Origin of the sequence: Cryobacterium sp. PH29-G1, from assembly GCF_030063365.1 — a bacterium.
In the GTDB taxonomy this organism is placed as follows: domain Bacteria; phylum Actinomycetota; class Actinomycetes; order Actinomycetales; family Microbacteriaceae; genus Cryobacterium.
The window spans coordinates 244,137-269,741 of record NZ_JASISY010000004.1; the positions used below are offsets into that span (position 1 = coordinate 244,137).

Sequence of the window (25,605 nt, forward strand, 5' to 3'; positions counted from 1 at the left end):
TGTTGCTTGCTCCCGCGCTCGAACACCTCGTCAAGGGGATCGTTGATCACCCCGACGATGTGCACGTTGCAGAAAAGAACTCGCCGCGAGGCGAGGTGCTCGAGGTTCGGGTGAACCCCGAGGACCTCGGCCGGGTCATTGGTCGTGCGGGTCGCACCGCCAAGGCCCTGCGCACCCTCGTTGCAGCTCTGGCCGATGGTCGACGCGTTCGCGTCGACGTCGTCGACACTGATTTCTAGATCCGTGGACGACAGCGAGAAGGACCGCACCCAGCAATTACGGGTGGGGCGCCTGACCAAGGCTCATGGCCTCAAGGGAGCAATCAAGCTTGAACTGTTCACGGATGACCCGGGACGACGTTTCGTCCCGGGCGCCGTGTTCACCCTGCAGGTTCCGACCGGTTCGGCCTGGCACGGCAAGACGATTGAACTCGTCGAGCTGCGTTGGTACAACCAGCACGCGGTCGGTTTTTTCAAGGATGTTGTCGACCGCAGCGCGGCAGAAACGCTTGCCAAAGCGATCCTTTGGATCGACGCGGACGTCGCCGAGCAGTCAGATGAAGAAGACGCTTGGTATGACCACCAGCTGGTCGGCCTCGCCGTGGTGCGTGACGGTGTGCGTATCGGCACCATCGGTCGCCTCGAGCACATGCCGGCCCAAGACCTGTTGATCGTGAAAACGCCTACCGGCGATGTCATGATCCCCTTCGTGAAGGCCATCGTGCCTAGCGTTGACGTGAAGAACGGCGTGGTCACGATCACGCCGCCGCCCGGCCTGCTCGAAGAGCTGCCCGAGGACCCCGCCGACGTCGAAATGACGCACGCCGAGCCGGAAACGGACTCTGTGCTTGAAACGGATGCTGCCGCATCCGCTGTCGAGACCGACCGCCCCTGACGCTCCATTCACGGCGCGCGGGGCTTGTGCCGCTGCGCGGGAGTTGAAACTCCCGCGCAGCGGCACAGTTCCAGCGCGACGCGTGGCGCGGGAGTTCCGGCCACGCGCAAGCTCCCGCGTACCGGCGCAGCTCCCGCGCAGCGCGAGGTACCAGTCGGAAGCGGCGTCGGAACCTAGACGTTGAGGCGGTAGCCGCGTTTCACCACGGTCGCCACGAGCCCGGGAACGCCGAGCGTCTGCCGCAGCCGGCTCAGCGAAACCTCCATGGCGTGATCGTCGGAGTCGCCGGCCAGCGCCAGGGTGAGATCTTCGCGGGAAACGACTGCGCCGCGTGCCCGCACGAGAGCGCGCAGGATGGCGAGCGCGGTCGGCGGCAGTTGCACGCGTTCCTCGCCGATCTGCACCACCGAGCCGCGCAGCTGTACCAGCCCGTTTTGGGTCTCAACCCGCTCGATCATGTTCTGCTCCAGGTGCTCGCAGACCAGCCGGATCAGGGCCCCCATGCGAAACCGGGTCGGTTGAATCGGGGTGATTCCGGCCGCGATCAGCGGGGCGCTGGTCACCGGGCCGACGGCGGCTGCACACACCTGTGTGTGCAGCGCCGCAATCAGTGCGGGGTAGACCTCCATGCCTTCGGCCGCGGTGAACAGTGCGTGCACGGCCGGCGCGCTCGTGAACGTGACACAGTCCAACTGGCGGGCACAGATGGCCTCGACCAGTTTGTAGACACGCTCGTCGGTGTCGTCGACGGCGATCCACCGGTACGGCGCGACAACGAGAACACGTTGGTGCACGGCGCGCAGCCGGTCGAGCTGCATTTCATCGGTGGCTCCGTGAACCTGGATACCGACGGTGAGGCCGGGCGGGTACTCGGCCAAAACCTTGTCGACGAGCGAAGCGGTTGTTTCTGAATCGCTCATGCCGGCGTCGTTCAGCCCGGTAGCGCGAATGCCTCCGCGTGCTTTCGGTCCGCGAACCAGGATCGTGGTGTCGGCCAGCGCGTCGGTGAGATCGGAGCCGATGCCGTCAGCCTCGGCCACCTCGAACCAGCGCCGCACGCCGTAACCGGTGGTCGCGAGCAGAATATCGGGTCGCGCGGCGATGATGATGCGGGTGTCGTCGAGCAGGGGGCCGTCCTGTTGGGAGTGCGCGATGCGCAGGGTGGGTGCGTGCACCACTCGGGCACCGCGCCGCTCAAAAGCATCGATCAGGTCGCTGGAGCGCCGATCGCTGGTCACTCCGATGCGAAACCCTTCCAGTTGGTTGGGCTGCAGGAACGGGGCGGCGACCTCGATCGGCTCGGTGGCTCCAGGCCGGCGTACATGGGTGGCGCGCAGATCGGGGGTGTCGTTCTCTTCCGGCATCAGCCGCTCGCTGCTTCAGCGACCGCTCGGGCCAGCAGATCTTCGGCGGAGGCGTCACCGCTGAAAGCAAGGCGGACGACCTGACCGATAACGAGTACGGCGGGGCTGCGCACGCCGGCTGCCGTGGCATCGGCTAGGACCGTTGACAGGGTGCTCACCGTCGTGCGCTGGTCGGCGCTGAAACCGCGTTCAATGATGGCGACCGCCAGATCGGCCGGCATGCCGTGCCGCAACAGGCCCTGGGTGAGGGTTGGCAATGTGCCAACGCCCATCAGCACGACGATAGTGCTGCCGAGCAGGGTGAGTCCCGCCAGTTCCTTGTCGGTGAGCGGCGCGTGGCCGCTGATCACGGTGAAGGCGTGGCTGATGCCGCGGTGGGTCAGCGGAATGCCGGCGGCGGCCGGCACGGCGATCGCGCTCGTGACGCCGGAAATGACGGTCACCGCAATGCCGTTGCGATGGCAGGCGAGTACTTCCTCGCTGCCCCGGCCGAACACGTAGGGATCGCCGCCCTTCAGCCGCACCACGCGTTTGCCGGCGAGGGCATGTTCGATCATGAGTTCTTCGATGCCGGTTTGTGAGACCGGGTGGCTGCCAGCGCGTTTGCCAACGTCGATGAGGGTGGCCGCTGGCGCGAGTGCGGCGAGATCGTCGCTGGGTGCGAGGCGGTCAAATAACACGACATCCGCTTGCTTCAGGGCGTGTGCGGCGGCAACGGTCAGTAGGTCGGTGGCGCCGGGGCCACCGCCGACAAGGGTGACGGTGCCGGCCGTGACAGTGCCGGCGGTGACAGTGCCGGCCGTGACGGATGGGGCTGTGACCGGGCCGGCCATCGGGGAACTGGGGGCGGTCATCTGCTTACTCTTTTCGAACGGGGATGCGGCTTCCACTTAGGAGCACAGTACTCGACGAGGCCCGTTCGGCCGGGGTCGCCGGCCGGATTTGGTCACGTTCCGTAACGCGGGCGATGCTCGGGTCCGGTTCGGCCGGCGCGTTCACAAAAGAGCGGAACCGGCGCAGACGCCCGGGGTCGGCCAGCGTCGCGGCCCACTCGTCTTCGTAATTGTCGACGTGGGCGAGCATGGCCTGTTCCAGCTCCTCGGCGAAGCCGAGCGAATCGTCGATGACGACGTCGCGAACGTGCTCGAGGCCGCCCTCGAGATCGTCCATCCAGCGGGCGGTGCGCTGCATGCGATCGGCCGTGCGGATGTAGTACATCAGGTAGCGGTCGATGTAGCGGATCAGGGTGTCTTCGTCGAGGTCGGTCGCGAGCAACTGGCCGTGTGCGGGTTGGAATCCGCCGTTACCGCCGACGTACATGTTCCAGCCGTTGTCGCTCGCGATGATGCCCACGTCCTTGGCGCGCGCTTCGGCACACTCCCGGGCGCAGCCCGACACACCGAACTTGAATTTGTGCGGCGCGCGCAGCCCGCGGTAACGCAACTCGAGTCGGATGGCGAGGCCGACGGCATCCTGAACGCCGAAGCGGCACCAGGTTGACCCTACGCACGACTTCACGTTGCGCAACGCCTTGCCGTACGCCTGCCCCGACTCGAACCCGGCATCAACGAGGATGCGCCAAATATCGGGCAGCTGCTCCAGCCGGGCGCCGAACAGGTCGATGCGCTGCCCGCCGGTGATCTTGGTGTAGAGGTCGAAGTCGAGCGCGACCTGCGCAATCACCGCGAGTTTGATGGGCGTGATCTCGCCGCCCGGAATGCGCGGAACGACCGAATAGGTACCGTCTTTCTGCATATTCGCCATGGCCCGGTCGTTGGTGTCCTGCAGGGTGCCACGGCCGGAATCAAGAATATAGGAGGTGTTCTGGCTGGCCAGGATCGATGCTACAGCGGGTTTGCACACGTCACAGCCGCGGCCGGTGCCGAATCGGGAGAAGATCTCGTCGCTGCCGGTGAGCCCGAGCACCCGCACCGATTCGAAGAGTTCCTGCCGGCTCAATGCGAAGTGCTCGCACAGGGCGTGCGAGACGGTTTGACCGGATGCCGTCAGCTCGGCCTCGAGGATCTTCTTGACCAGCGGCACGCACGAACCACACTGGCTACCAGCCCGTGTGCAGGTCTTCAGCGCGCCCAGTTCGGTGCAGGCATCCGTGTGGTCATCGCCGCGGACGGCGCTGCGCACAGTGCCGGCGGAGACCATGTTGCACGAGCACACCAGGGCGTCGTCGGGTAGTTCATCGCCTCCCGGAGCGTCGGTGCCGGCCGCGGAGAGATAGGCGGCGGGTGCACTGCTGAGTTCGCGACCAACCAGCGGGCGAAGTGCCGAATAGGGGGTGGCGTCGCCGACGAATATGCCGCCGAGCAGGGTCTTGGCGTCGTCGGTCATGACGAGCTTCTGGTACAGCCCGCGGGCCGGGTCTGCGTAAACGATCTCGAGCGATCCGGGGGTGCTGGCGACGGCGTCACCGAAACTGGCGACGTCCACACCGGAGAGTTTGAGTTTGGTGGCGTCGTCGACGGTCGTGAACTCGGCTGTGCCGCCGAGCAGGCGGTCGGCGACGACCTCGGCCATGGCGTTGGCCGGAGCGACGAGGCCAACGCAGCGGTCGTTCCAACTGGCGACCTCGCCGATCGCCCAGATGCTCGGGTCGCTCGTGCGGCAGTCGTTGCCGATGGTGACACCGCCGTGGGTGCCCCGGCTCAGTCCGGCGTCACGCGCCAACTCGTCGCGCGGCGCGATGCCGATCGCGTAGACGACCATGTCGGCGCCGATCTCGCGGCCGTTGCCCAATTGCAGGCCGGTGACGCGGGAACCGCTGTCGTCGGTGAGGATGGTGCGGGCCCGGGTGCCGAGGTGCAACTCGATGCCCTGGGCGATGATCAGACGGCCTAGTGCCTGTCCGCCGCCCTCATCGAGTTGCGCCGACATGAGCCAGCCGCCGGAGTGCACGATCGCCGCCTCCGCACCGAGCGTGTGCAGTCCGCCGGCCGCTTCGAGGCCGAGCAGCCCGCCGCCGGCCACCACCACGCGCGGTGCGCGCCCCAGCGTCTCGGTGAGGGCGGCGAGTTCGTCAACGAGGGCGTCAACGTCGTCGACGGTGCGGTACACCCGAATGTGTTCCTGTCCGGGCATCGTGGGAACGGGGGCGCTCGACCCGGTCGCGAGCACCAGGTCGTCATAGTCGAGTACGGCACCGGTCGACGTCGTGACGGTGTGGTTGATCGGATCGATGGACACCGCGCGTTCGTTGATGCGTAGCGCGATGCTCGCGCTGTCCCACGGGACGGTCGGTCCCAGCGTGAGGTCGACCAGGCCGGCCAGACGCCGGCTCAATGCGACCCGGTCGTAGGGCCGGTGGTTTTCCTCGGCCAGAACAACGATCGAGAGCGTCTTCTCGGTGTCGCGTGAGTGCAGGGCGTCGGTCAGGCGGTGCGCGGCGGGCCCGCCGCCGACCACGACGATACGGCGCGGTGCCGCTGCTGCAGACCGCACTGATGTGACGGCGTGTGTCGCAGCCACAGCGGATGCGGTGGGGTCTGCGGCAGAATACGCGGAAGCGGTTTCACGAGAAGCTGGCATCAGAATCCTTTCAGAGCGGGGCAAGCATGAGCGTAGTTTGGGGCAGTTTCCCCCTCGTGTCGCTCGTGTGTCCCGGGCTGGTCGAAAGCCACACAGCGGTGCACCCCCGCTGTGAGGCAGGTTTCACCATCAAGAAACATGGGGGGCGACTGGCCGAAATGCGGCCCGCTTACCGTGGAACAACGCAACCGCGAATGCCCACCAAACGAACGCCCCGGGAGTGCACCATGACGACGACCATTGCCGGCTCATACACCGCTGACGCCCACACCGCCGGGTTGCTGCGGCGCCCCGCCCTCAGCTGGGAGCGGGCCTGTGCCGTCGCCGACCTCGAGCCGAGCTGGGGCGAAGCGGCCCTCATCCGGATGAAGCAGATCGCCCTCTTTCTACTCTCACCCACCGAGATCTACGCCGTCGATCACCGTGACCCGCACACCGAAGCGAATGTCATGGCTCGTGGCATCGTCGGTTCCAAGGGCGACCGCCCCACCATCGCCTCGCCGTTGCACAAACAGGTCTACGACCTCGGCACCGGAGAATGCTTTACCGACCCGACACTCGTGCTGCGCACCTATGAAACACGCGTCATCGCCGGTTACCTCGAGGTCGCGATCGAAACTGGATTGTTCGAGGCGTCATGACCCTCCTCGAGGAACGACTCAGCGCGAGCCGACCCGGCGTCGATAGCTTCACCGTCGATAGCGACAGCGTGCTTCGGCACACGCCGCTTCCCGCCGCGCTCGTTGCCATCTCGCACGGCACCAATTCGGTCGACGGTCAGGCGGCCATCGCCGCGCTCGTCGACGCCGTCGCGTACGCCCGCCCCGAACTGGCGGTGACCGGTGGTTTTGTGGACGTGCAACAACCGGATGTCGCCGCGAGCCTGGGCGCGGTCCGCCCCGATTCCGCCGCGGTCGTTGTGCCCCTCCTGCTTTCCGCCGGGTATCACGTGCACGTCGACCTTCATCGGGAGACCCGCGCGCACGACCGCGTGACAACGCTCTCCCGGGCCCTCGGCCCCGACGATCGACTCATCGACGTGCTCGAGCATCGGCTGCGCGCGGCCGGTTTCTTCTCCGGTCCCGGTCAGGAGGTGGTGCTCGCCGCCGCGGGCTCCAGCGACGAACGTGCCGTGGACGACTGCCGCACGGTGAGCGCGCTGCTTGAACACCGCCTCGGCGTGCGCGTCACGGTGGGCTTTCTCTCCGCAGCCACGCCCCGACTGGCCTGCGCCGTAGCCGAGGCGCGCCTGCGCAGCGATCACGTGACCGTGAGCACCTATCTCATGGCACCCGGGTTCTTCTTTGACCTCACGCGCACGCAGGGCGCCGGCGCCCTGCTGGTTACCGCACCGCTGCTCGTGCCGGGGGAGACGGCACCCGCCCCGCTGGTCGATTTGGTCATCGACCGCTACCTCGAGGCGAAAGAGCACGCCGGACTCTTCTAGAATTTGACCATGCGCATCGATATTGTCACCATATTTCCCGAATTCTTCGATGTGCTCGATCTGTCGCTGCTGGGCAAGGCGCGCCAGAGCGGATTGATCGAATTGGGCGTGCACAACCTGCGCGATCACACCCATGACCGGCACCACTCGGTCGACGACACTCCGTACGGCGGCGGCGCTGGCATGGTCATGAAGCCCGAACCGTGGGGTGACGCCCTCGACGCCATTCTCGGTGCGAGCGAGTCGACCGCTGCCGATCAGGCCGGGCCCATCATCATCTTTCCGTCACCGGCCGGCGACCAGTTCACGCAGGCCATGGCCCGCGAACTGTCGCTCGAGCAGCACCTCGTGTTTGGGTGCGGCCGCTATGAGGGCATCGACCAGCGTGTCGTCGACCACTACGAGTCGCGCGGTCGGGTGCGCCTGGTCAGCCTCGGCGACTACGTGCTCAACGGGGGAGAAGTGGCCGTCATGGCCATGATTGAGGCGATCGGGCGGCTCATTCCCGGTGTCGTCGGCAACCCGGAAAGCCTCGTCGAGGAATCCCACGAAGACGGACTGCTGGAATACCCCAGCTACACCAAACCGGCCAGCTGGCGCGGCCTCGATGTGCCGCCGGTGTTGCTCAGCGGGAACCACGGCGCCATCAGCACCTGGCGCCACCAGCAGCAGATCGAACGCACCGAGCGGGTGCGCCCCGACCTGCTGGCCGCCGACCCGACCGCTACGCACCTTCTGCCTCCAGCGAACGCCAAGGCAAGTACCAGCCCCCGTCGATAAACTACCCGTGTGATCATCCGCCGCGCCTTCTACCACTGGCAATTCATTGCCGCCGGAGCCCTGCCGCTCTGGCTCCTTGTCGGCTCCTCGATCTTTGGATCGGGAGCCTGGGCCGTGTTGGGCATCTTCTTCGGTGCCGTACTCATCGGCCTCGGGCTGCTCCTGGTGGCACTGGTCATATTTGCGCGCAAAGAGGTACGCGAGATGCGCGCCGTCTCCTTCGCCGACGTGGGCGTTCTCACCCTCTGGCACGCTCTCATCATTGCCATCCCATTCTCAACGGATGCCGCCGGCTGGCTCAGCGTGCTCGTCATAATCGGCGGACTGGCGGTCTTCTGGTTCGCCGTTTGGGAGCTCTTCGACGCCGCCCGACGTCGCGTGCGTGAAATGGTCGACCTGGTCGAGCAGACGGCGCGCGGCCCCGCGGCTCCGACCGCGCCGCAGCATCCGCTGCCGCATCAAAATCGGCCGGATCGGGCTCGCCCGAATCAACGTCGATCGGCGCCGCCGTTTGGCCGTGATGCTCCCGAAGTGATCGTCATCGAAGAAAAACGCGACCGGCCGTAGCGGCACCGCACGCTGACGGCCGGCTCAACTTGGCAGCCGGGCCGAGTTCATGGCAGAATAGGACATTGTGCCGCTGCAGGACTCTGCCACAGGGGAGCCTGCACCAAGCGGCGCACATTCTCATACTGATTGCTTCGAATGAAGCACATAGCGTAGTCGACCTGTGGCGGGTACAGAGAGCGAAACAACATGCATATTCTCGACGCGGTAGACGCCCCATCGCTGAAGCAGAACATTCCTGACTTCCGTGCCGGCGACACCGTCAAGGTTCACGTCAACATCATTGAGGGAACCCGCTCTCGTATCCAGGTCTTCCAGGGAGTCGTCATCGGCCGCTCCGGCGAAGGCGTGCGCGAAACGTTCTGCGTTCGCAAGGTCAGCTTTCAGCGCGGCGTCGAGCGTACCTTCCCGGTGCACTCCCCGGTCATCGACCACATCGAGATCGTGACCCGAGGCGACGTTCGTCGCGCGAAGCTGTACTACCTGCGCGACCTGCGTGGCAAGAAGGCCAAGATCAAGGAAAAGCGCTAACTTTCGCGCCGACCCAAGATCCAAGCGGATTCTTCCCTGAGCTCCCCATCACCTAAACTGATGGGGAGCTCAGGGGGTTTAATGACAGATGAAGCGCTCGCCTCCAGGTCCGAACGTCGGGTTTCAGGGTCGAAGAAAGTCCGCACTAAAAAGACGCCCAGCAAAAAGCGCAGCGTCTTGCTGTTTATTCGTGACCTCCTCATCATTTTTGTGGTCGCGCTCCTGATCTCTTTCCTGATCAAAACCTTCTTGATCCGCTCGTTCTACATCCCCTCCGGGTCGATGGAGAATACCCTGCAGATCAACGACCGCATCATCGTGAACCAGCTCGAACCCGGTCTGATCCCCATCGCGCGCGGCGACGTGCTCGTGTTCAAAGATCCCGGCGGATGGCTGCTGCCCCAGACTGACATTGTGCAAAACCCGATCGTGGCCGGTGCCGATTGGCTCCTCTCCGTCGTGGGTCTGTCCGCGCCTGACAGTAACGACCACCTCATCAAACGCGCCATCGGACTGCCCGGCGACCACGTCGTCTGCTGCAACGCTCTTGGCCAGATGAGCGTGAACGACGTTCCACTCGACGAGTCGGATTACGTGCTGTTGCCGACCGGCGAAACCAAGGTCTCCAAGGATGACTTCGACGTCACCATCCCCGCCGACTCCCTTTGGATGATGGGGGACAACCGGTATAACTCCAAGGATTCTCGTTACAACGGCGACACGGTGGGCAAGGGTTACGTGCCGATCGAGAACGTGGTCGGGCGGGCACTCGTTGTGAGCTGGCCGCTGGCCCACTGGTCCTGGCTCGACGACTACCCCGACGTGTTCCGCGATGTGGAGCAAGCCGACGAGGCTGCCCAATAGTGGCGGTATCCGACCCTACCCTCGAGGTGGAGCTCGACCTGCTCCGCACCGGCGCTCGTTTCATCATCGGATGTGACGAGGTCGGCCGTGGCGCCCTCGCCGGGCCGGTGGCCGTGGGATTTGCCGCGGTGGACGCATCCGTTCAGCCGCTGCCGCCCGGGCTCCGCGATTCGAAGATGCTCAGCGAGCCTCGGCGGGAACTTCTGGCGCCCGTCGCGGTGGCCTGGGCGACTTTCTCGGCTGTCGGACTCGCTTCGGCTGCCGAGGTCGATGAGCTGGGTATCATCGCGTGCCTCGGGCTGGCGGGTAAACGTGCCCTCGCCGAGCTGTACGCCCAGGGCGTGGACGTGGCCGGCAGCATCGTGCTGCTGGACGGCAGCGATGACTGGCTGAATAAGGCGCTCGTCACCCCGTTGAACGTCGTGACCCGCATCAAGGCCGACCGGGACTGTGGGTCGGTGGCGGCGGCATCCGTTATTGCAAAGGTGCATCGCGACCGGCTCATGATTGCCGCGCACGAAGAAACACCCGGCTACGGTTGGGTGTCGAACAAGGGGTACGGCAGCGCCGCGCACATGAGTGCGATCGACCTGCTCGGGCCGAGCCCCTTACACCGCAAATCGTGGCTCAAGATCTCAGCGTAAGATGGGATCACCATGGAAGAAGACGAATTCGAGGACTACGACCGCGAGGTCGAGTTGGCCCTGTACCGGGAATATCGAGACGTAGTCGGTCAATTCCAGTACGTCGTCGAAACCGAACGGCGCTTCTACCTCGCGAACGAGGTTGAATTGGTGCGCCGCGATACGGAACACGACTTCTACTTCGAACTGACCATGAAGGACGTCTGGGTCTGGGACGTCTACCGCTCCGACCGATTCGTGAAATCGGTGCGGGTGCTGACCTTCAAAGACGTCAACGTGGAAGAGCTCGCGTCGAAAGATTTCGAACTTCCCAAGGAACTTGCGCTCGACGAATAAAGAACAAATCCGGGGCCTCGGGTGGCCGGACTGCTGACGAAGGTTTAGGAAGGCAACCCTGTGATCCAGGACGCTGATCGTGCCCGTGCAACATGGAGCAACCGCGAGGCTCTCGCCGAGGCGATGATTCCCCTGATCGGGCGCCTCTACCGGGACCACACCGTTGTGACGAGTGTCTACGGGCGTGGCCTGGTGAACAAGTCGGTCGTCGGACTGCTTAAAGCACATCGTTTCGCCCGTCACATAGCGGATGTCGAGCTTCCGCTCGACGAGACCCTCCCGATTCTGCAGACCCTGAGCAGCCTCAACCTCGGTGCCGCGTCGATTGACCTGGCCCGCCTCGCCCTCGGCTTTCGCGAGCAGAACGACCGCGTCACCCTCGAGGAATACCTGCGCGCCGAACTCGCCGACGTCGTGGACCAGCACGGGCTCGACGATCGCTCGAGCACCGACGTCGTGCTCTACGGTTTCGGCCGGATCGGCCGGCTGCTCGCGCGCATCCTGGTCGAACACGCCGGTGGTGGCCAAGGCCTGCGCCTGCGCGCCATTGTGGTGCGCCGCGGTTCGGAGAACGACCTGGTCAAGCGCGCGAGCCTGTTGCGTCGCGACTCGGTGCACGGCCCGTTCGAGGGAACGATCACCATCGACGAGGAGAACAACACCATCCTCGCCAACGGCACGCTGATTCAGGTGATCTACTCCGGCGACCCGGCCAGCGTCGACTACACGCAATACGGCATCCACGACGCCATCGTCGTCGACAACACCGGAAAGTGGCGCGACGAGGAAGGGCTGTCTCAGCATCTGAAGTGCCCCGGTGTTGCCCGGGTGCTGCTGACCGCGCCGGGCAAGGGCGCGCTGAAGAACATTGTGCACGGCATCAACCACACTGACATCCTCCCGACCGACCGCATCATCACCGCGGCGTCCTGCACGACAAACGCGATCACCCCGGTGCTCAAGGCCGTCAACGACCGGTTCGGAATCATCGACGGCCACGTCGAAACGGTGCACTCGTTCACCAACGACCAAAACCTCATCGACAACTTTCACTCCGGCGACCGGCGCGGCCGCTCGGCAGTGCTCAACATGGTCATCGCCGAGACGGGCGCGGCCAAGGCCGTGGCCAAGGCCCTGCCCGAGCTGTCCGGTAAGCTCACCGGCAACGCGATCCGTGTGCCCACCCCCGATGTGTCGATGGCGATTCTCAACCTCAACCTCGCCAGCTCGACCGACAAGGACGAGCTGAACACGTACCTGCGCACCATGTCGCTGCACTCCTCGTTGCACCGACAGATTGACTTTATCGACTCGCCCGAAGTGGTCTCGAGCGACTTCCTCGGCTCACGTCGCGCCGGAATCGTCGATGGTCTCGCCACCATCGTTACCGACCAGAAGGCCATTCTTTACGTCTGGTACGACAACGAATACGGTTACAGCTGCCAGGTGATTCGGGTGCTCGAGGAGATGTCCGGCGTGCACGCGCCGATCTTCCCGGCCATTCTCGCCGAAACCCTCGAGCCCGTCGCCTAGCGAACCCCGACCGGGCCCGGGCCCGGAAACTGGGCCCATGATCTATCCCGGGCCCGCTTGCCGGGCCCGGGCCCGGGCGATGGGTAGGCGGGGTTAGGGGCGGGGCTCGCAGATGACCACCGGAATCTCTCGCTCTGTCTTGTCCTGGTAGGCACCATACCCGGAGTAGGCGGCGATGATGCGCGGCCACAGCTCGGCTTTCTCAGCGGATGACGCCACCCGAGCCCGAAACGGGCGCGTCACCGTACGAATGGTCAGTTCCACATCGGGCTGAGCCAACAGGTTCAGGTACCAGAACGGGTTGCGGTCGTCGCCGCCCTTGGACGCCACGAGCACGTAGCGGCCGCCCCCATGGACGGGAGCTGTGAGCATCGTTGACCGGCGCAGCCCGCTGCTGCGGCCGATGGTGTGCAGTTCGACGGTCTGCATGGTGCCGATGGTCCAGCCGAGGCGTCCCCCGGTCACGGCCAGCAACATCCGGTGCCCGCCGTTCATGGCGCGCATGCCGATATCGGTCACGAGGTTGCGCAGGGGGCGACGCGCGGTTTTACCGGAGTTCATAGGCCCAGCGTACGTTGCGACTGGCGTTAGGTTGGAGGAATGACTCCAGCAACGATGCTCAGCACGATTCTTCGCGCCGCCGGTTCTACCCGACCCTATGCCGACAGCCTGCCCCTGTCGCTGGAGCAGATTCCGGTGCCGACGCCGCGCGCCGGCGAGGTGCTCGTGCGTATCGAACGCGCCAGCCTGTGCCACTCCGACCTGTCGGTTATCGACGGCTCGCGTGTGCGCCCCCTCCCCATGGCGCTCGGACACGAGGCGGCGGGCACCGTGGGCGCGGTCGGCGACGGTGTCAACGATGTGGCCGTTGGCGACCGGGTCGTGCTGGTCTTCGTACCCAGCTGCGGTGACTGCCGCGCCTGCCGGGCCGGTCGCCCGGCGCTCTGCCACCGCGGCGCCGAGGCCAATGGGGCCGGCGATCTTCTTCACGGTCCGGCCGTATTGACGACCGAGTCGGGGGAGCGGATCAACCACCACCTGGGAGTCTCGGCGTTCTCTCAGTACGCGGTCGTCGCCCGCGAGTCGGTCGTTGTGGTCGACCAGGATGTTCCCTTCGATATCGCTGCCATGTTCGGCTGCGCGGCCCTGACCGGTATTGGTGCCGTGCTCAACACCGGTGCTCTCGCGCCCGGACAGTCGGTGATCGTATTCGGACTCGGTGCGGTGGGCCTGATGGCCGTTATGGCGGCCGCCCAGGTGGCGGGCACGACCGTCATCGCCATCGATCCGCTACCAGAGAAGCGGGCACTCGCCCTGCGCTGCGGCGCCGACCAGGTCGGCTCACCCGACCAAGCCGCCCAACTCGTGCTCGAGCACGCCGGCGACGGCGTCGATCTGGCCGTCGAGGCCGTCGGCAGCGCCCGGGTGATGGAAGCCGGCCTCGCGCTGCTCACCCGGGGCGGTGCCCTGGTCTCGGTCGGGCTGCCGCATCCGGAGCAGACCATCACGACGCAGGCGCTGCAATTTGCCGGACTGGGCCGGCGCCTGCTCGGCTCCTACATGGGCGACTCCGTTCCGAGCCGTGACATTCCGGTCTATCTGCAGCTGTGGCGGGACGGCCGGTTGCCGGTGGAGCTGTTGCACACCGACACCCGCCCGCTCGCCGACCTCAATGAGAGCCTCGATGCTCTCGTGGCCGGCGACGTCGTGCGCCGCCTGTTCGTGATGCACGCCGAGTAACGGCACGGCGGGCAGCGCGGGCCGCCTGCACTGGCGGGCGTCGTGTGCGTCCTCCTCCACACCGGTGTGCGTGCCGGCGTTGTCCACCACTGTGCCGACCGGCCCGGTCAGGGGATGACCCGAAGGACACTCTGGTGTTCGGAGGCACTCGTGGCGCGCAAAGACGAACTCGGCAAGCTCGGCGAAGAGCAAGCCGCGCGCTTTTTGGAGCGCGCCGGTTACACGATCCTGACCCGCAACTGGCGGTGCGCCCACGGGGAGATCGACCTCGTTGCGCAGCGGGGCGCGGCTGTGGTCTTCGTTGAGGTGAAGACGCGCAGCAGCCTGGGTTTCGGGCATCCGTTTGAAGCCATCACGGTGAAAAAGCTGGCACGGATGCGCCGCCTCGCTGCCGCCTGGTGCGTGCAAGCCGAGCGGTGGCCGCGCCAGATCCGGATCGACGTCATCGCGGTGATCGCCCTGACCGGCCGGGAACCGGTTATCGAACACCTTGAGGGCGTGTTCTGATGGGGGTCGCCCGCACGCACGCGGTGGCCTTGCTCGGCCTGACCGGCGCGCTCGTCGAGGTCGAAGCCGATATCTCGGCGCAACTGCCCGGCATGATTCTGATCGGTCTGCCCGACGCGGCACTCGCGCAGGCCACCCAGCGGGTGCGCGCCGCAGCGGCCAACAGCGGATGCCCCCTCACCGTTCACCGCCTCACCATCAACCTGTCGCCGGCCGCACTGCCCAAGCACGGCGCCGGCTTCGACCTCGCGATCGCTCTGGCCTGCCTCGCCGCCGACAGCACCGTCTCTAGCCAATCGGTCGGCAAGGTCGTGCATTTTGGTGAGCTCGCGCTGGACGGCCGACTGCGGCCGACTCCCGGCATTCTGCCGGGAGTGATGACAGCTGCCCGGCTCGGGCACTCAACGGTGATGGTGCCGATCGGCAACGAGGCCGAGGCCAAGCTTGTGCCCGACATTCGAGTGGTCGGTGTCGCCTCGCTGCGCGATGCGGCGATCTGGCACGGTGCACGGCTGTCGCCCGAGCCGGTCGAACCCATCCTGCCCGCCGTTCTACCCAGCAGCCCGACGGCGGAACCCGACCTGGCCGATGTGATCGGCAATGACGACGCCATTCTGGCCCTGCAGATCGCCGCTGCCGGTGGACACCACGTGTTTTTGCTCGGTCCGCCCGGCGCCGGTAAGACGATGCTCGCCGCCCGGCTGCCCGGACTTTTGCCCGATCTTGATCCGGCCAGCTCGCTCGAGGTGAGCTCCCTCCGTTCGCTCAGCGGCCTCGGACTGGGTGGTGCCCTGATCACTCGACCGCCGTGGGAAGCGCCGCACCACACCGCGACCGCCGCGGCCATGGTCGGCGGTGGCGGCGCACAGATCCGGCCGGGAGCAGCGTCCCAGGCGTCGCACGGGGTGCTTTTTCTTGACGAGGCGCCCGAATTTGCCTCGCCTGTGCTCGATGCCCTGCGTCAGCCGCTCGAGTCCGGCTGGATCAGCATCCACCGCGCCAACGCGGTCGCCCATTTTCCGGCCCGGTTCCAGCTCGTGATGGCGGCCAACCCCTGCCCGTGCGGACAGTACGGGGCAAACGATCTGAGCTGCACCTGCCCACCGAACGCGCGCCGACGCTATCTGGCCCGTATCTCGGGTCCGCTGCTGGATCGCATCGACATTCAGCTCAACGTAAAACGCATCACCGCGGCCCAACTGCGGCTCGCCGCCGCTTCTCCCCGGGTCACGAGCGTCAGCGCCCGGCAACGCGTGATCACTGCCCGGGCCGCAGCCGGCGAGCGTCTGCACGGTACGCCCTGGGCTCTGAACTCCCAGGTTCCGGGCCCGTGGCTACGCGGGGCCAAAGTTCGACTGGCCCCGGCCACGACCGCGGGCCTCGATCGCGCGCTGGAACGCGGCGGAATCACCATGCGCGGCTACGACCGGGTGCTGCGCATTGCGTGGACCCTCGCCGACTTCGACGGTCTCACCAGCCCCGGCCCCGACCAGGTCGGTCAAGCGCTCTACCTACGCAAAGGAATGTCATCATGACAGTGTTCGGCCTCGATGAGACCCGGGTGTGCGCGCTCGCTGCGGGGGTGCGCGGCGATCTGTCGGCACCCGACGACACGGCCACCGCCGGAGAGGTTTTCGCTCGTGCCGCCTGGTCGGGTATCGCCGAACCCGGTGACGGCACCGCCGGACTCCTGGTGGCGAGCGTCGGGGCCGGTGTGGCCCTCACCGCCATCCTCGAATCCTGGAGCCCGGTACAGATCGGTGCGCTCGTACGCGAGGCGCTCTGTGGGAACGAGCCGGGCGCACCCGACGTGATCTTCGCGTCCAGTTCGAGCGGCGACACCGCCGACGCGGATGCCGAGACCGGCGGCGAACTGGAGCAGGCCATCGACCTGGGGCTGCAACGGTGGCGGCCGCGGCTGAACTCGGGCGACGTCATCCGTTCGCTGCAACAGGCCGCCCGGATGCAGGCCCGGTTGTTGCTGGCGACGGACGCCCTGTGGCCGAGCGGGCTCGACGACCTCGAGCATCATGCGCCGCTCGCGTTGTGGTGGCGTGGCGTGCCCGCCGCCCTCGCCGCCCTGCCGAACTCGATCGCGCTGGTCGGGGCACGGGCGGCCACCGGGTATGGCGAACATATTGCGATGGAGGCTTCGGCCGGGCTGGTGGACCGTGGCTTCGCGATCGTCTCCGGTGCCGCCTACGGCATCGATGGGATGGCTCATCGGGCCGCGCTCGCCAGCGAGGGAATGACCGTAGCCTTTCTCGCCGGGGGAGTCGACCGGTTCTACCCAAGCGGCCACGACTCCTTGCTCTCCCGCATCGTGGCGTGCGGGGCCGTCGTGTCGGAACTGCCGTGCGGGGCAGCGCCCACAAAATGGCGGTTCCTGCAGAGAAACAGACTCATCGCCGCATCCAGTGCCGCAACGGTTGTGCTCGAGGCCGGCTGGCGGTCGGGCTCGCTCAACACGGCCGGCCACGCGTCGGCACTGGGACGGCCGCTCGGCGCCGTGCCCGGGCCGATCACGAGCCCCACCTCGGCCGGCTGCCACCGCCTCATCCGAGAATTCGCCGCCGTCTGCGTGACCACCCCCACCGAGATGGCGGAGTTGGTCGGCGAGCGGTCGATTCAGGTGCCGTTGGATTTTGCCGACATCGACGCCGGCCCCGGCCCGAGACCGCGCACCAGCGACCAGATTCGCGTGTTCGATGCGCTGAGCGGTCGATCCCCGCGCACGGTGGCCGACCTGTCGCGCCGCGCCGGGTTATCGAGTGCGGCGGTGCGCGGTGCCCTGGGCGGCCTCGATCTCGACGGAGCCGCTCAGGAACGCGAGGCGGGCTGGGTGCGTCGTTTATAGGCGGATTGCCAGCGGCGAAATATGCGGGCTCAGTCCCGTTCGGCGTCGCGGTCCGCCGCCGCGCAGGCCCGCTCGACCGCGGTCAGCGAGAGAGCGACGTCCGCGGCATCCGTTGACCAATTGCTCACCGAGATGCGCAGAATGTCCCGATCCTTCCAGCGTGAACCGCTCATCCAGGCCGAACCATCGGCGATGAGCTGCTGCGTGACCCGCCGAGTGCGAGCATCGCTGCCGAATGTGACACACACCTGCGTGAACACGACTCGGTTGATGATCAACACGCCGGGCATCGACTGCAGGCCGTCGGCCAAGGCGCGCGCGTTCGCCGCGAGACCGTCGACCAAAGCGATCGTGCCCTCGCGGCCGAGCGATCGCAGCGCCGCCCACACGGGAACGCCTCTGGCTCGCCGGGACAGCTCGGGTACCTTCTCGAACGGGTCGCCGGGCCCCAGGTTTTCCGGGGTGCTGTCGGCGGCCATGAGGTAGCTCGTATGCACGCCGAAGACTCCCCGCAGCACTGCGGGCCGGGACACGATGGCAACCCCGCAGTCATAGGGCACATTCAGAGTTTTATGGGCATCCGTGGCCCAGGAATCGGCGCGTTGCACACCGGTCAGTTGGTCGCGAAGGTGCGGGCTGACCGCCGCCCACAGACCGAACGCACCGTCGACGTGTACCCACGCTCCGTGTTGGCGCGCCACGTCGATGGCCGCGGCCATCGGGTCTGATGCCCCGGAATGCAGGTTGCCGGCCTGCAGGCAGACGATAGCCGGACCGTCCCCGGCGGCCATCACAACGGCCAGATCGTCGGGCCGTAACCGTCCTTCGTCATCGACGGCGACGACGATGGGCGCACCCAGTCCGAGGTAGCGCAGGGTGAGATCGATGACCTCGTGCCGCTCGGCCCCCACGAAGACCCGCACCCGGGGCGCGCCGGTTAGTCCCTCCCGGTTGAGATCCCACCCGACCTGCTCCAGCACCCATTGCCGGCCGGCAGCGAGGCCGACGAAATTGGCCATCGTCGCACCGGTCGTGAAGCCCACGTCGGCATCCGACGGCAAACCGAGCACGTCCAGCAGCCAACTGCCGGCGGTGTCTTCCAACACCGCCGTCGAGGGGGTGGCGAAGCGCAGGGCCGCATTCTGGTCCCACGCGCTCACGAGCCAGTCGGCGGCGAGGGCGGCCGGCAGGGTGCCGCCGATCACCCATCCGAAAAATCGGCCGGAGGGCATGGCCATCAATCCAGGCTCCGCGAATGCAGCCAGTTCATCGATAACGTCGGCCGCGGCGGTTGGTGACGGGGGCAGCGGGCCGGCAGACAGTGCGGCCAGGGTATCGGCGTCGACACGGGGGCCGACCGGGCGGGAGGGGAGAGACGCAAGCCAGGTCTGGGCGTGCAACAGTGCACGGTCCAGAGCCTCGGTGTAGGCGTCCGGCTGGGCAGACATGGCGCCATGATAGCCCCGCCGGGTCGGATCCGCCCGGGTCGCCACGACCGGTCGGCACTGCGATGTCGGCATCACGAACTCCGGCGATAAGTGCCTGTCGGTGTTTCGGGTACGTTGGTCGAGGTCGGCGAACGTGTTCGGTGTCGGTGGGTGCCCGTAGTCTGAAGACCCGACGAGAGGTGAACCATGGCAGCTGTGCAGTTGGGCCAGTACGCACCCGCCGAGAAGATTCTGGTGCACCTCAGTGACACCCATTTTTTAGCGGATCGCGCGGCGCTGTACGGCGCCGTCGATACGGACCGCACCGTGCACCGCGCCTTCGAGCAGCTGCACCGTTCGGGTATCCGCCCGGACGCCCTCATTCTCACCGGCGACGTGGCCGATCGTGGCGAACCGGATGCCTATCGCCGTATTCGGGGCATCGTGGAGGCTGCCGCCGCCCAATGGGATGCCACGATTATCTGGGTGATGGGCAACCATGACCGGCGGGAATCATTTCGTTCCGTGCTCCTTGGCGCGGCGCACCCGCGCGATCCGAACCGTGCCGAGGGCGAGCCGCCCGTCGACCAGGCGCCCGTCGACCAGGCGCCCGTCGACCAGGTGCACGACCTTGACGGTCTGCGCATCATCGCCCTCGACACGAGTGTGCCCGGCTATCACCACGGCGAAGTCACCGACGAACAATTGAGTTGGCTCACCGAGGTGCTGGCACAGCCCGCCCGCCACGGATCGATTCTGGCATTGCATCACCCACCGATTCCCACGCCGCTGCCGTTGATGAGCGTGCTCGAGCTGCACGACCAGCCCCGACTGGCCGCCGTGCTGGCCGGCAGCGATGTGCGCGCCATTCTCGGCGGCCACCTGCACTACTCCACCCAGGGACTGTTCGCCGGTATTCCCGTGTCGGTCGCGGCGGCAACTTGCTACACGATGGACCTCAGTGCTCCGGAACGGGCCCTGACCGGAGTGAATGGCGGCCAGACGCTCAACCTCGTGCACGTCTACGCCGATCAAATCACGCACTCGCAGATGCCGATCGGGGAGTTCACGGCCGTCACGCAGTTTTCTACCGCCGTCGTCGATCGACTGGCAACGCTCTCGGCCGAGGAACGCCGTCAAGTCTTTTCGCGTCAGCAGTGACGAGCGAGAGAAACCATGCCCGTGCCCCTGAGCGATGACATCGACGGTTTTCTGCGCTATCTCAGCGCCGAGCGTGGCTATTCCGTGCACACGGTGCGGGCCTACCGCACCGACTTGAACCAACTGGCCGGGTTTGCGGCCGACCGGGGCGCCACGGCCTCCGCTGAACTGACCCTCGAACTGTTACGGGAATGGCTGTGGGTTGCTACCCAAGCGGGCCTGGCCAGGGCCACTCTGGCCCGCCGCTCTGCGTCGGCGCGCAGCTTTACAGCTTGGCTGGCGCTCGGCCACGCCGACGGCACCGACCCGGCGGCCCGCTTGCGCGCGCCGAAACCAGGGCGCACCCTGCCACGCGTCATCACTCACGCGCAGATGACCGATCTGCTCGACCTGCTGGCTGCCCGGTCCACGGGGGGCGAGGCGCTCGCACTGCGCGATCGGGCGATCGTCGAGCTTCTGTACGCTTCGGCGCTGCGGGTCTCGGAACTCGTCGGCCTCAATCTCGCCGACGTAGACCTGGACCGACTCACGGTGCGGGTAACCGGCAAGGGAGCGAAGGAGCGTGTGGTGCCCTTCGGGGTCCCAGCGCAGCGCGCCATCGTTGACTACTTGCGCCGCGCTCGCCGCACGCTCGCCGGCCACGCTGAACTGTCGAATCCTGCTGGGCCTTCGCCGGCAGCGGTCAGTGCTGCCGCACTGTTTCTGGGGCGCCAGGGCCAGCGCCTCGGCGTGCGCGGCGTCTACCGAATTGTTGCAACCCTGCTGGCTGCGATCCCAGGCACCGGTCCGGCCGGGCCGCACGCCCTGCGGCACACCGCGGCCACCCATCTGCTCGACGGCGGGGCTGACCTGCGCGCGGTGCAGGAACTTCTCGGCCACGTCAGTCTGGGTACCACCCAGATCTATACCCACGTGTCAGCGGAACGCCTCAAGATCAGCTACGGGCTCGCCCACCCCCGCGCCTGAACCGGCTGAAAAAGCCCGGCAGCGCTACGACGACGCGACACAGCGGTAGGGAGACACAGCGGCAGGTCGACACGACACGGCACGGCGACACGGCACGGCGACACGGCACGGCGACACCGCGTCACCGCAGTGCCGGAAGCAAAATGGCGCGCGGCACAATACCCACGAAGAGCAATGGCGAGACGTAGAGTCCGTGCGATCGCACCCCAAAGTGCAGGCAGCCTGACGGGCAGTGACCACCGGTCGCCACTGTTCCGATTCTTTGCCCCGCGCGCACCCGGTCTCCCACAGCGACAAGCGCGATCACAGGCTCGACCGTCGTGATCACATCATCAGGATGCATGATCGACAGCACCGGTCGATCGACGACGTTGCCGGCGAACGACACCACACCGTCGCTCGGAGCGAAGACCGCTGCGTCTGTCTTTGTCGCCAGGTCGATTCCGCGATGACCGGCCGCATAGGGTGTTTCCGGCGCGGTGAACGGTCGGATGATGGGGTGTGGTGCCGCGATCGGCCAACGCCAGACATCGGCTGCCGCCGGGGTAGCTGCCGCCGGGATAGCTGCCACCGGGCTAGGTGCCACCGGGGGACCGCTGGAGGCGGTACCGGCACCAAGACCCTCGAGCCCCGTACCGACAAGCCCCGTACCGACAAGCCCCGTACCGACAAGTGCAGCGATGAGAGCGGATGCGGCCCGCGCGCGAAATCTATGCATGCCCACACCCTGCCGCGATGTTTGGGCATTGGGCGGGCAGCTGTCGAAGTCGTGGAGAGCTCGCGAATGCGTTCCCGGTGGAGGAGACGGCCTGACGCAGGACGGCCTGACGCAGGACGGCCTGACGCAGGACGGCCTGACGCAGGACGGCCTGACGCAGGACGGCCCGACGCAGGACGGCCCGACGCAGGACGGCCAAATTCATGGCGGCCGGACCGACGACAGCCAGCACGGATCGGTCGCGCAGCGACCCCCGACGGTGATACGCTATCCCCAGCAGCGCTTTGTGCGCTGACTACGCGTGCCCATTTGGCCGCCACGCCTAATCGGTCCCGTCTCACGAGAAACTTTCGTGGAACAGGGCGGACGTGTGCCGGGCACCAGGAGTGATGATCGACCGATCATCGCACAAACCGATTGGTGGGGCTTTTCGAGCCCGCACCAGAACAGGAGTACGGCACATGGCCGTCGTAACCATTCGCCAGCTGCTTGACAGCGGCGTGCACTTCGGGCACCAGACCCGCCGTTGGAACCCGAAGATGAAGCGCTTCATCTTCACCGAGCGTTCCGGCATCTACATCATCGACCTGCAGCAGTCGCTCGGGTTCGTTGACAAGGCCTATGACTTCGTCAAGGAGACGGTTGCCCACGGCGGCACCATCCTCTTCGTCGGTACGAAGAAGCAGGCCCAGGAATCCATCTCGGAGCAGGCGCAGCGCGTGGGCCAGCCCTACGTCAACCAGCGTTGGCTCGGTGGCCTCCTCACCAACTTCCAGACCGTGTCCAAGCGTCTGGCCCGCATGAAAGAACTCGAAGAGCTCGACTTCGAAGACACCGCCAAGAGCGGTTTCACGAAGAAGGAAATGCTCATCAAGAAGCGCGAGCTCGTCAAGCTGCACAAGAGCCTCGGCGGAATCCGCAACCTCACGAAGACCCCGTCTGCGTTGTGGGTTGTTGACACCAACAAGGAGCACCTCGCCATTGACGAGGCGCGCAAGCTTGGCATCCCCGTCATCGCCATCCTCGACACCAACTGCGACCCCGACGACGTTCAGTACCCGATCCCGGGCAACGACGACGCCATCCGTTCCGTCGGCCTGCTGACCCGCATCATCGCGGACGCCGCAGCCGAGGGCCTCATCCAGCGCCACGCCAAGCCGGAGGCCGAAGTTGAGCCCCTCGCCGCGTGGGAAGCTGAATTGCTTCAGGCGCCCGACGCCGAGACCACCCCCGCGCAGGCTTCGGCTGAGACCGAGAAGGTTGCCGACGCTACTGTCGTTGCCGACGAGGCCGTCGTTGCTGAGCCCGCCGTCACCATCGCCGACGCCGTCTCCGATTCCGACGTTGCCGCCGTTCTGGCTGCCGTGTCCGACGACGCGACCGTTGTTGCCGACGAGACCAAGTAAGGAACCCGGTATGGCAAACTTCACACTCGAAAACGTCAAGGCTCTCCGCGAGAACCTCGGCACCGGAATGGTCGACACCAAGAATGCCCTCGTTGAAGCTGACGGCGACATGGACAAGGCCATCGAGATCCTGCGTCTCAAGGGTGCAAAGGGCAACGCCAAGCGCGCTGACCGCTCCACCTCTGAGGGACTCGTCGCTGCCAAGGAAATCGGCACCACCGCGTACATGATCGAACTCGCTTGCGAGACGGACTTCGTCGCGAAGGGTGACAAGTTCGTCGCCTTGGCCAACAAGGTTCTCGACGCGATCGCCGAAGCCGGCGCGCGCGACGTTGCCGCTGGATTGGCCGCGCCTGCTGGATCGCAGACCGTCGCCGAACTCATCGACGGCGAAGCCGCCATCATCGGCGAGAAGTTCGAACTTCGCCGGATCGCCGCCGTCACCGGCGAGTCGTTCTCGATCTACCTGCACAAGACCAGCAAGGATCTGCCCCCGCAGGTCGGCGTTGTTCTCGGTTTCTCCGGAGCCGACGTGGAGACCGCTCGCAGCGTGGCTCAGCACATTTCGTTCGCGAACCCCGAGTACCTCGCGGCCAGCGATGTTCCTGCTGACCTCGTGGAGACCGAGCGCAAGATCGTCACCGAAATCTCGAAGAACGAGGGCAAGCCGGAAGCGGCACTGCCCAAGATCGTTGAGGGACGCGTCAAGGCGTACCTCAAGCAGGTCGCACTGCTCGAACAGGACTACGCCAAGGACAACAAGGTGTCCGTCGCGAAGGTTCTCGACGACGCAAAACTGACCGTGTCGGGCTTCGCCCGGTTCAAGGTCGGCGCCTAACAAAAAATGACGGAGGTCGGATTGCGAAAGCGATCCGGCCTCCGTTTTTGTGTGTGTCCCGGGCGGCACGCACACTCGCACTTGGTAGTTTGGTAGCACCCCATCTCGGAAGGCCCCGCACGACATGACTGACACGGCCAGCACGCCCATTACCCACACGACCCCGGTGAACCCCGCCGCGGTCGTCAAGAAACGACGGGTGCTGCTCAAACTGTCCGGGGAAGCCTTCGGCGGCGGCGCCGTCGGTGTGAATCCGGATGTTGTCAGCTCGCTGGCTCGAGAGATTGCCGAAGGCGCCAAGCAGGTCGAAGTAGCCATCGTCGTCGGTGGCGGAAACTTTTTTCGCGGCGCCGAGCTCTCTCAGCGAGGCATGGACCGTGGGCGCGCTGACTACATGGGCATGCTCGGAACCGTCATGAACGCCCTGGCCCTGCAGGACTTTCTCGAGCAGGCGGGCGCGGAGACCCGTGTGCAGTCTGCCATCTCCATGACGCAGGTTGCCGAGCAGTACATTCCGCGGCGCGCCGAACGTCACCTCGAGAAGGGACGCGTCGTGATCTTCGGCGCCGGCGCCGGACTGCCCTATTTCTCCACCGACACTGTGGCCGCGCAGCGCGCCCTGGAGATTGACGCCGATGTAGTGCTCGTCGCTAAGAACGGCGTGGACGGCGTGTATTCGGACGACCCCCGTACCAACCCCGACGCCCAAAAGATTCACCACATCACCTATCTGGAAGCCCTGCAGCGAGGCCTCAAGGTCGTTGACTCCACCGCGTTCAGCCTGTGCATGGACAACCACATGCCCATGCAGGTGTTCGGGATGGCCCCCGACGGCAACGTCACCGCCGCTATCCTCGGCACCGATCTGGGTACTCGCGTCTCCAACTAGAATTGTTCCACCACCAATTAAGGAGTCACCGTGATCGCGGATGTTCTTTCCGACGCCACTGCGCGCATGAATCGGGCCCTCGAGGCCGCCAAGGACGACTTTGGAACCGTACGCACCGGGCGTGCCAACCCGCAAATGTTCGCGAAAATCCTGGTGAGCTACTACGGCACGCTGACCCCGCTGGAACAGCTGGCGTCGCTGCAAAACCAAGAAGCGCGCACGATGCTGATCGGACCGTACGACAAGGGAGCGCTGCGCGACATTGAGATCGCCATCCGCGACACCCCGAATCTGGGCGCCAACGTCGGAAACGACGGCACCACCATTCGGGCCACCCTCCCCGAACTCACCACGGATCGCCGCAAGGAATTCGTGAAGATCGTCAAGGCCAAGGCAGAGGATGCGCGCATCTCGGTGCGCAACATTCGTCGCAAGGCCAAGGATGAGCTCGACGCGCTGAAGAGCGAGGTCGGCGACGACGAGGTCGGGCGGGCCGAGAAAGAGCTCGAGCTGATCACCAAGAGCCACGTGGACGGCATCGACGACGCTTTCAAGCGCAAGGAAGCCGAACTCCTCGAGATCTAAGGAGCCGTCAG

General features: G+C 66.1%; 28 protein-coding genes. 21 read left to right on the top strand and 7 right to left on the bottom strand.

Going from position 1 to position 25,605, the window contains the following annotated elements; translation table 11 throughout:
- The first annotated feature begins 2 nt into the window (after positions 1 to 2).
- Positions 3 to 239: an RNA-binding protein gene (locus QMK22_RS07660; RefSeq protein WP_035879344.1), complete on the top strand. Its 237-nt coding sequence runs from the start codon at positions 3 to 5 to the stop codon at positions 237 to 239.
- Positions 196 to 894, top strand: coding sequence for a ribosome maturation factor RimM (gene rimM / locus QMK22_RS07665; RefSeq protein ID WP_502857271.1), 699 nt, complete (start codon positions 196 to 198; stop codon positions 892 to 894). Before QMK22_RS07660 ends, rimM begins: the two co-directional genes overlap by 44 nt.
- A 173-nt stretch (positions 895 to 1,067) precedes the next feature.
- On the opposite strand, the gene QMK22_RS07670 is transcribed toward rimM, so the two are convergent.
- Genes QMK22_RS07670 through nirB form a run of 3 tightly spaced genes read right to left on the bottom strand, consistent with a single transcriptional unit; the run spans position 1,068 to position 5,798 of the window.
- Positions 1,068 to 2,258 (bottom strand): uroporphyrinogen-III synthase, encoded by a 1,191-nt coding sequence (locus QMK22_RS07670; RefSeq protein WP_283497022.1) that lies wholly within the window; start codon positions 2,256 to 2,258, stop codon positions 1,068 to 1,070.
- Positions 2,258 to 3,112: a uroporphyrinogen-III C-methyltransferase gene (cobA, locus tag QMK22_RS07675; protein WP_283497023.1), complete on the bottom strand. Its 855-nt coding sequence runs from the start codon at positions 3,110 to 3,112 to the stop codon at positions 2,258 to 2,260. The genes QMK22_RS07670 and cobA overlap by 1 nt, the downstream gene beginning before the upstream one ends.
- A 4-nt stretch (positions 3,113 to 3,116) precedes the next feature.
- Positions 3,117 to 5,798 (bottom strand): nitrite reductase large subunit NirB, encoded by a 2,682-nt coding sequence (nirB, locus tag QMK22_RS07680; protein ID WP_283497024.1) that lies wholly within the window; start codon positions 5,796 to 5,798, stop codon positions 3,117 to 3,119.
- Between the two features lie 227 nt (positions 5,799 to 6,025).
- On the opposite strand from nirB, the gene nirD reads away from it, so the two are divergent.
- The 9 genes from nirD (at position 6,026) to QMK22_RS07725 (ending at position 12,500) form a co-directional block, all read left to right on the top strand.
- A complete protein-coding gene (gene nirD, locus QMK22_RS07685; protein WP_283497025.1) occupies positions 6,026 to 6,439 on the top strand; it encodes a nitrite reductase small subunit NirD in 414 nt (137 codons plus the stop codon).
- Positions 6,436 to 7,245, top strand: coding sequence for a sirohydrochlorin chelatase (locus QMK22_RS07690; protein WP_283497026.1), 810 nt, complete (start codon positions 6,436 to 6,438; stop codon positions 7,243 to 7,245). The genes nirD and QMK22_RS07690 overlap by 4 nt, the downstream gene beginning before the upstream one ends.
- A gap of 9 nt (positions 7,246 to 7,254) precedes the next feature.
- Positions 7,255 to 8,025 (top strand): tRNA (guanosine(37)-N1)-methyltransferase TrmD, encoded by a 771-nt coding sequence (trmD, locus tag QMK22_RS07695; protein WP_283497027.1) that lies wholly within the window; start codon positions 7,255 to 7,257, stop codon positions 8,023 to 8,025.
- Positions 8,026 to 8,034: 9 nt separating this feature from the next.
- A complete protein-coding gene (locus QMK22_RS07700; RefSeq protein WP_283497028.1) occupies positions 8,035 to 8,592 on the top strand; it encodes an MFS transporter in 558 nt (185 codons plus the stop codon).
- A 189-nt stretch (positions 8,593 to 8,781) separates the two neighbouring features.
- Complete coding sequence (gene rplS / locus QMK22_RS07705; protein WP_283497029.1) at positions 8,782 to 9,123, top strand: 50S ribosomal protein L19; 342 nt, start codon at positions 8,782 to 8,784, stop codon at positions 9,121 to 9,123.
- An 81-nt stretch (positions 9,124 to 9,204) separates the two neighbouring features.
- Positions 9,205 to 9,987: a signal peptidase I gene (gene lepB, locus QMK22_RS07710; protein ID WP_283497030.1), complete on the top strand. Its 783-nt coding sequence runs from the start codon at positions 9,205 to 9,207 to the stop codon at positions 9,985 to 9,987.
- Positions 9,987 to 10,631, top strand: a complete 645-nt coding sequence (rnhB, locus tag QMK22_RS07715) for a ribonuclease HII (RefSeq protein ID WP_283497031.1) — start codon at positions 9,987 to 9,989, stop codon at positions 10,629 to 10,631. The genes lepB and rnhB overlap by 1 nt, the downstream gene beginning before the upstream one ends.
- 12 nt (positions 10,632 to 10,643) lie before the next feature.
- Positions 10,644 to 10,967, top strand: coding sequence for a DUF2469 family protein (locus tag QMK22_RS07720; protein ID WP_022886464.1), 324 nt, complete (start codon positions 10,644 to 10,646; stop codon positions 10,965 to 10,967).
- Positions 10,968 to 11,027: 60 nt separating this feature from the next.
- Positions 11,028 to 12,500 carry a glyceraldehyde-3-phosphate dehydrogenase gene (locus QMK22_RS07725; protein ID WP_283497032.1) on the top strand — a complete coding sequence of 491 codons (1,473 nt, stop codon included), beginning with the start codon at positions 11,028 to 11,030 and terminating at the stop codon, positions 12,498 to 12,500.
- 93 nt (positions 12,501 to 12,593) lie between these two features.
- Here the strand turns inward: QMK22_RS07725 and QMK22_RS07730 are convergent, their stop codons facing one another.
- Positions 12,594 to 13,061 (bottom strand): nitroreductase/quinone reductase family protein, encoded by a 468-nt coding sequence (locus QMK22_RS07730; RefSeq protein ID WP_283497033.1) that lies wholly within the window; start codon positions 13,059 to 13,061, stop codon positions 12,594 to 12,596.
- 39 nt (positions 13,062 to 13,100) lie between these two features.
- Here QMK22_RS07730 and QMK22_RS07735 point away from each other — a divergent pair, with 39 nt between their 5' ends.
- From QMK22_RS07735 to dprA, 4 genes are all read left to right on the top strand, one after another.
- Positions 13,101 to 14,240 carry an alcohol dehydrogenase catalytic domain-containing protein gene (locus tag QMK22_RS07735; protein WP_283497034.1) on the top strand — a complete coding sequence of 380 codons (1,140 nt, stop codon included), beginning with the start codon at positions 13,101 to 13,103 and terminating at the stop codon, positions 14,238 to 14,240.
- A gap of 114 nt (positions 14,241 to 14,354) precedes the next feature.
- On the top strand, positions 14,355 to 14,747 hold the full coding sequence (locus tag QMK22_RS07740; RefSeq protein WP_502857276.1) for a YraN family protein: 393 nt from the start codon (positions 14,355 to 14,357) through the stop codon (positions 14,745 to 14,747).
- Positions 14,747 to 16,282, top strand: coding sequence for a YifB family Mg chelatase-like AAA ATPase (locus QMK22_RS07745; protein WP_283497035.1), 1,536 nt, complete (start codon positions 14,747 to 14,749; stop codon positions 16,280 to 16,282). The genes QMK22_RS07740 and QMK22_RS07745 overlap by 1 nt, the downstream gene beginning before the upstream one ends.
- Complete coding sequence (gene dprA / locus QMK22_RS07750; protein WP_283497036.1) at positions 16,279 to 17,604, top strand: DNA-processing protein DprA; 1,326 nt, start codon at positions 16,279 to 16,281, stop codon at positions 17,602 to 17,604. The genes QMK22_RS07745 and dprA overlap by 4 nt, the downstream gene beginning before the upstream one ends.
- Positions 17,605 to 17,633: 29 nt before the next feature.
- Here dprA and QMK22_RS07755 read toward each other — a convergent pair whose 3' ends face one another.
- Complete coding sequence (locus tag QMK22_RS07755) at positions 17,634 to 19,052, bottom strand: pyridoxal phosphate-dependent decarboxylase family protein (RefSeq protein ID WP_283497037.1); 1,419 nt, start codon at positions 19,050 to 19,052, stop codon at positions 17,634 to 17,636.
- 186 nt (positions 19,053 to 19,238) lie between these two features.
- Here QMK22_RS07755 and QMK22_RS07760 point away from each other — a divergent pair, with 186 nt between their 5' ends.
- A complete protein-coding gene (locus QMK22_RS07760) occupies positions 19,239 to 20,192 on the top strand; it encodes a phosphodiesterase (RefSeq protein ID WP_283497038.1) in 954 nt (317 codons plus the stop codon).
- 15 nt (positions 20,193 to 20,207) lie between these two features.
- Positions 20,208 to 21,158 (top strand): tyrosine-type recombinase/integrase, encoded by a 951-nt coding sequence (locus QMK22_RS07765; RefSeq protein WP_283497039.1) that lies wholly within the window; start codon positions 20,208 to 20,210, stop codon positions 21,156 to 21,158.
- Between the two features lie 121 nt (positions 21,159 to 21,279).
- Here the strand turns inward: QMK22_RS07765 and QMK22_RS07770 are convergent, their stop codons facing one another.
- Both QMK22_RS07770 and QMK22_RS17545 read right to left on the bottom strand, forming a co-directional pair.
- Positions 21,280 to 21,876 (bottom strand): murein hydrolase activator EnvC family protein, encoded by a 597-nt coding sequence (locus tag QMK22_RS07770; protein WP_283497040.1) that lies wholly within the window; start codon positions 21,874 to 21,876, stop codon positions 21,280 to 21,282.
- The gene (locus tag QMK22_RS17545) at positions 21,869 to 22,081 is read right to left on the bottom strand and encodes a pentapeptide repeat-containing protein (protein ID WP_502857279.1); all 213 of its coding nucleotides are present in this window, start codon (positions 22,079 to 22,081) and stop codon (positions 21,869 to 21,871) included. Before QMK22_RS17545 ends, QMK22_RS07770 begins: the two co-directional genes overlap by 8 nt.
- Positions 22,082 to 22,337: 256 nt before the next feature.
- On the opposite strand from QMK22_RS17545, the gene rpsB reads away from it, so the two are divergent.
- From rpsB to frr, 4 genes are all read left to right on the top strand, one after another.
- Positions 22,338 to 23,282 (top strand): 30S ribosomal protein S2, encoded by a 945-nt coding sequence (gene rpsB, locus QMK22_RS07780; RefSeq protein WP_283497042.1) that lies wholly within the window; start codon positions 22,338 to 22,340, stop codon positions 23,280 to 23,282.
- Between the two features lie 10 nt (positions 23,283 to 23,292).
- The gene (tsf, locus tag QMK22_RS07785; RefSeq protein WP_283497043.1) at positions 23,293 to 24,120 is read left to right on the top strand and encodes a translation elongation factor Ts; all 828 of its coding nucleotides are present in this window, start codon (positions 23,293 to 23,295) and stop codon (positions 24,118 to 24,120) included.
- A gap of 124 nt (positions 24,121 to 24,244) precedes the next feature.
- On the top strand, positions 24,245 to 25,009 hold the full coding sequence (pyrH, locus tag QMK22_RS07790) for a UMP kinase (protein WP_283497044.1): 765 nt from the start codon (positions 24,245 to 24,247) through the stop codon (positions 25,007 to 25,009).
- Positions 25,010 to 25,039: 30 nt separating this feature from the next.
- Positions 25,040 to 25,594 carry a ribosome recycling factor gene (gene frr / locus QMK22_RS07795; RefSeq protein WP_283497045.1) on the top strand — a complete coding sequence of 185 codons (555 nt, stop codon included), beginning with the start codon at positions 25,040 to 25,042 and terminating at the stop codon, positions 25,592 to 25,594.
- The last annotated feature ends 11 nt before the right edge of the window (positions 25,595 to 25,605 follow it).

Excerpts from the sequence above, each read along its gene's own strand:
- rimM (WP_502857271.1), top strand. The coding sequence starts at position 196 with ATGGTCGACGCGTTCGCGTCGACGTCGTCGACACTGATTTCTAGATCC.
- QMK22_RS07670 (WP_283497022.1), bottom strand. The coding sequence starts at position 2,258 with ATGCCGGAAGAGAACGACACCCCCGATCTGCGCGCCACCCATGTACGC.
- cobA (WP_283497023.1), bottom strand. The coding sequence starts at position 3,112 with ATGACCGCCCCCAGTTCCCCGATGGCCGGCCCGGTCACAGCCCCATCC.
- nirB (WP_283497024.1), bottom strand. The coding sequence starts at position 5,798 with ATGCCAGCTTCTCGTGAAACCGCTTCCGCGTATTCTGCCGCAGACCCC.
- nirD (WP_283497025.1), top strand. The coding sequence starts at position 6,026 with ATGACGACGACCATTGCCGGCTCATACACCGCTGACGCCCACACCGCC.
- QMK22_RS07690 (WP_283497026.1), top strand. The coding sequence starts at position 6,436 with ATGACCCTCCTCGAGGAACGACTCAGCGCGAGCCGACCCGGCGTCGAT.
- trmD (WP_283497027.1), top strand. The coding sequence starts at position 7,255 with ATGCGCATCGATATTGTCACCATATTTCCCGAATTCTTCGATGTGCTC.
- rplS (WP_283497029.1), top strand. The coding sequence starts at position 8,782 with ATGCATATTCTCGACGCGGTAGACGCCCCATCGCTGAAGCAGAACATT.
- lepB (WP_283497030.1), top strand. The coding sequence starts at position 9,205 with ATGACAGATGAAGCGCTCGCCTCCAGGTCCGAACGTCGGGTTTCAGGG.
- QMK22_RS07720 (WP_022886464.1), top strand. The coding sequence starts at position 10,644 with ATGGAAGAAGACGAATTCGAGGACTACGACCGCGAGGTCGAGTTGGCC.
- QMK22_RS07730 (WP_283497033.1), bottom strand. The coding sequence starts at position 13,061 with ATGAACTCCGGTAAAACCGCGCGTCGCCCCCTGCGCAACCTCGTGACC.
- QMK22_RS07735 (WP_283497034.1), top strand. The coding sequence starts at position 13,101 with ATGACTCCAGCAACGATGCTCAGCACGATTCTTCGCGCCGCCGGTTCT.
- QMK22_RS07740 (WP_502857276.1), top strand. The coding sequence starts at position 14,355 with ATGACCCGAAGGACACTCTGGTGTTCGGAGGCACTCGTGGCGCGCAAA.
- QMK22_RS07745 (WP_283497035.1), top strand. The coding sequence starts at position 14,747 with ATGGGGGTCGCCCGCACGCACGCGGTGGCCTTGCTCGGCCTGACCGGC.
- dprA (WP_283497036.1), top strand. The coding sequence starts at position 16,279 with ATGACAGTGTTCGGCCTCGATGAGACCCGGGTGTGCGCGCTCGCTGCG.
- QMK22_RS07755 (WP_283497037.1), bottom strand. The coding sequence starts at position 19,052 with ATGTCTGCCCAGCCGGACGCCTACACCGAGGCTCTGGACCGTGCACTG.
- QMK22_RS07760 (WP_283497038.1), top strand. The coding sequence starts at position 19,239 with ATGGCAGCTGTGCAGTTGGGCCAGTACGCACCCGCCGAGAAGATTCTG.
- QMK22_RS07765 (WP_283497039.1), top strand. The coding sequence starts at position 20,208 with ATGCCCGTGCCCCTGAGCGATGACATCGACGGTTTTCTGCGCTATCTC.
- QMK22_RS07770 (WP_283497040.1), bottom strand. The coding sequence starts at position 21,876 with ATGCATAGATTTCGCGCGCGGGCCGCATCCGCTCTCATCGCTGCACTT.
- QMK22_RS17545 (WP_502857279.1), bottom strand. The coding sequence starts at position 22,081 with ATGAATTTGGCCGTCCTGCGTCGGGCCGTCCTGCGTCGGGCCGTCCTG.
- rpsB (WP_283497042.1), top strand. The coding sequence starts at position 22,338 with ATGGCCGTCGTAACCATTCGCCAGCTGCTTGACAGCGGCGTGCACTTC.
- tsf (WP_283497043.1), top strand. The coding sequence starts at position 23,293 with ATGGCAAACTTCACACTCGAAAACGTCAAGGCTCTCCGCGAGAACCTC.
- pyrH (WP_283497044.1), top strand. The coding sequence starts at position 24,245 with ATGACTGACACGGCCAGCACGCCCATTACCCACACGACCCCGGTGAAC.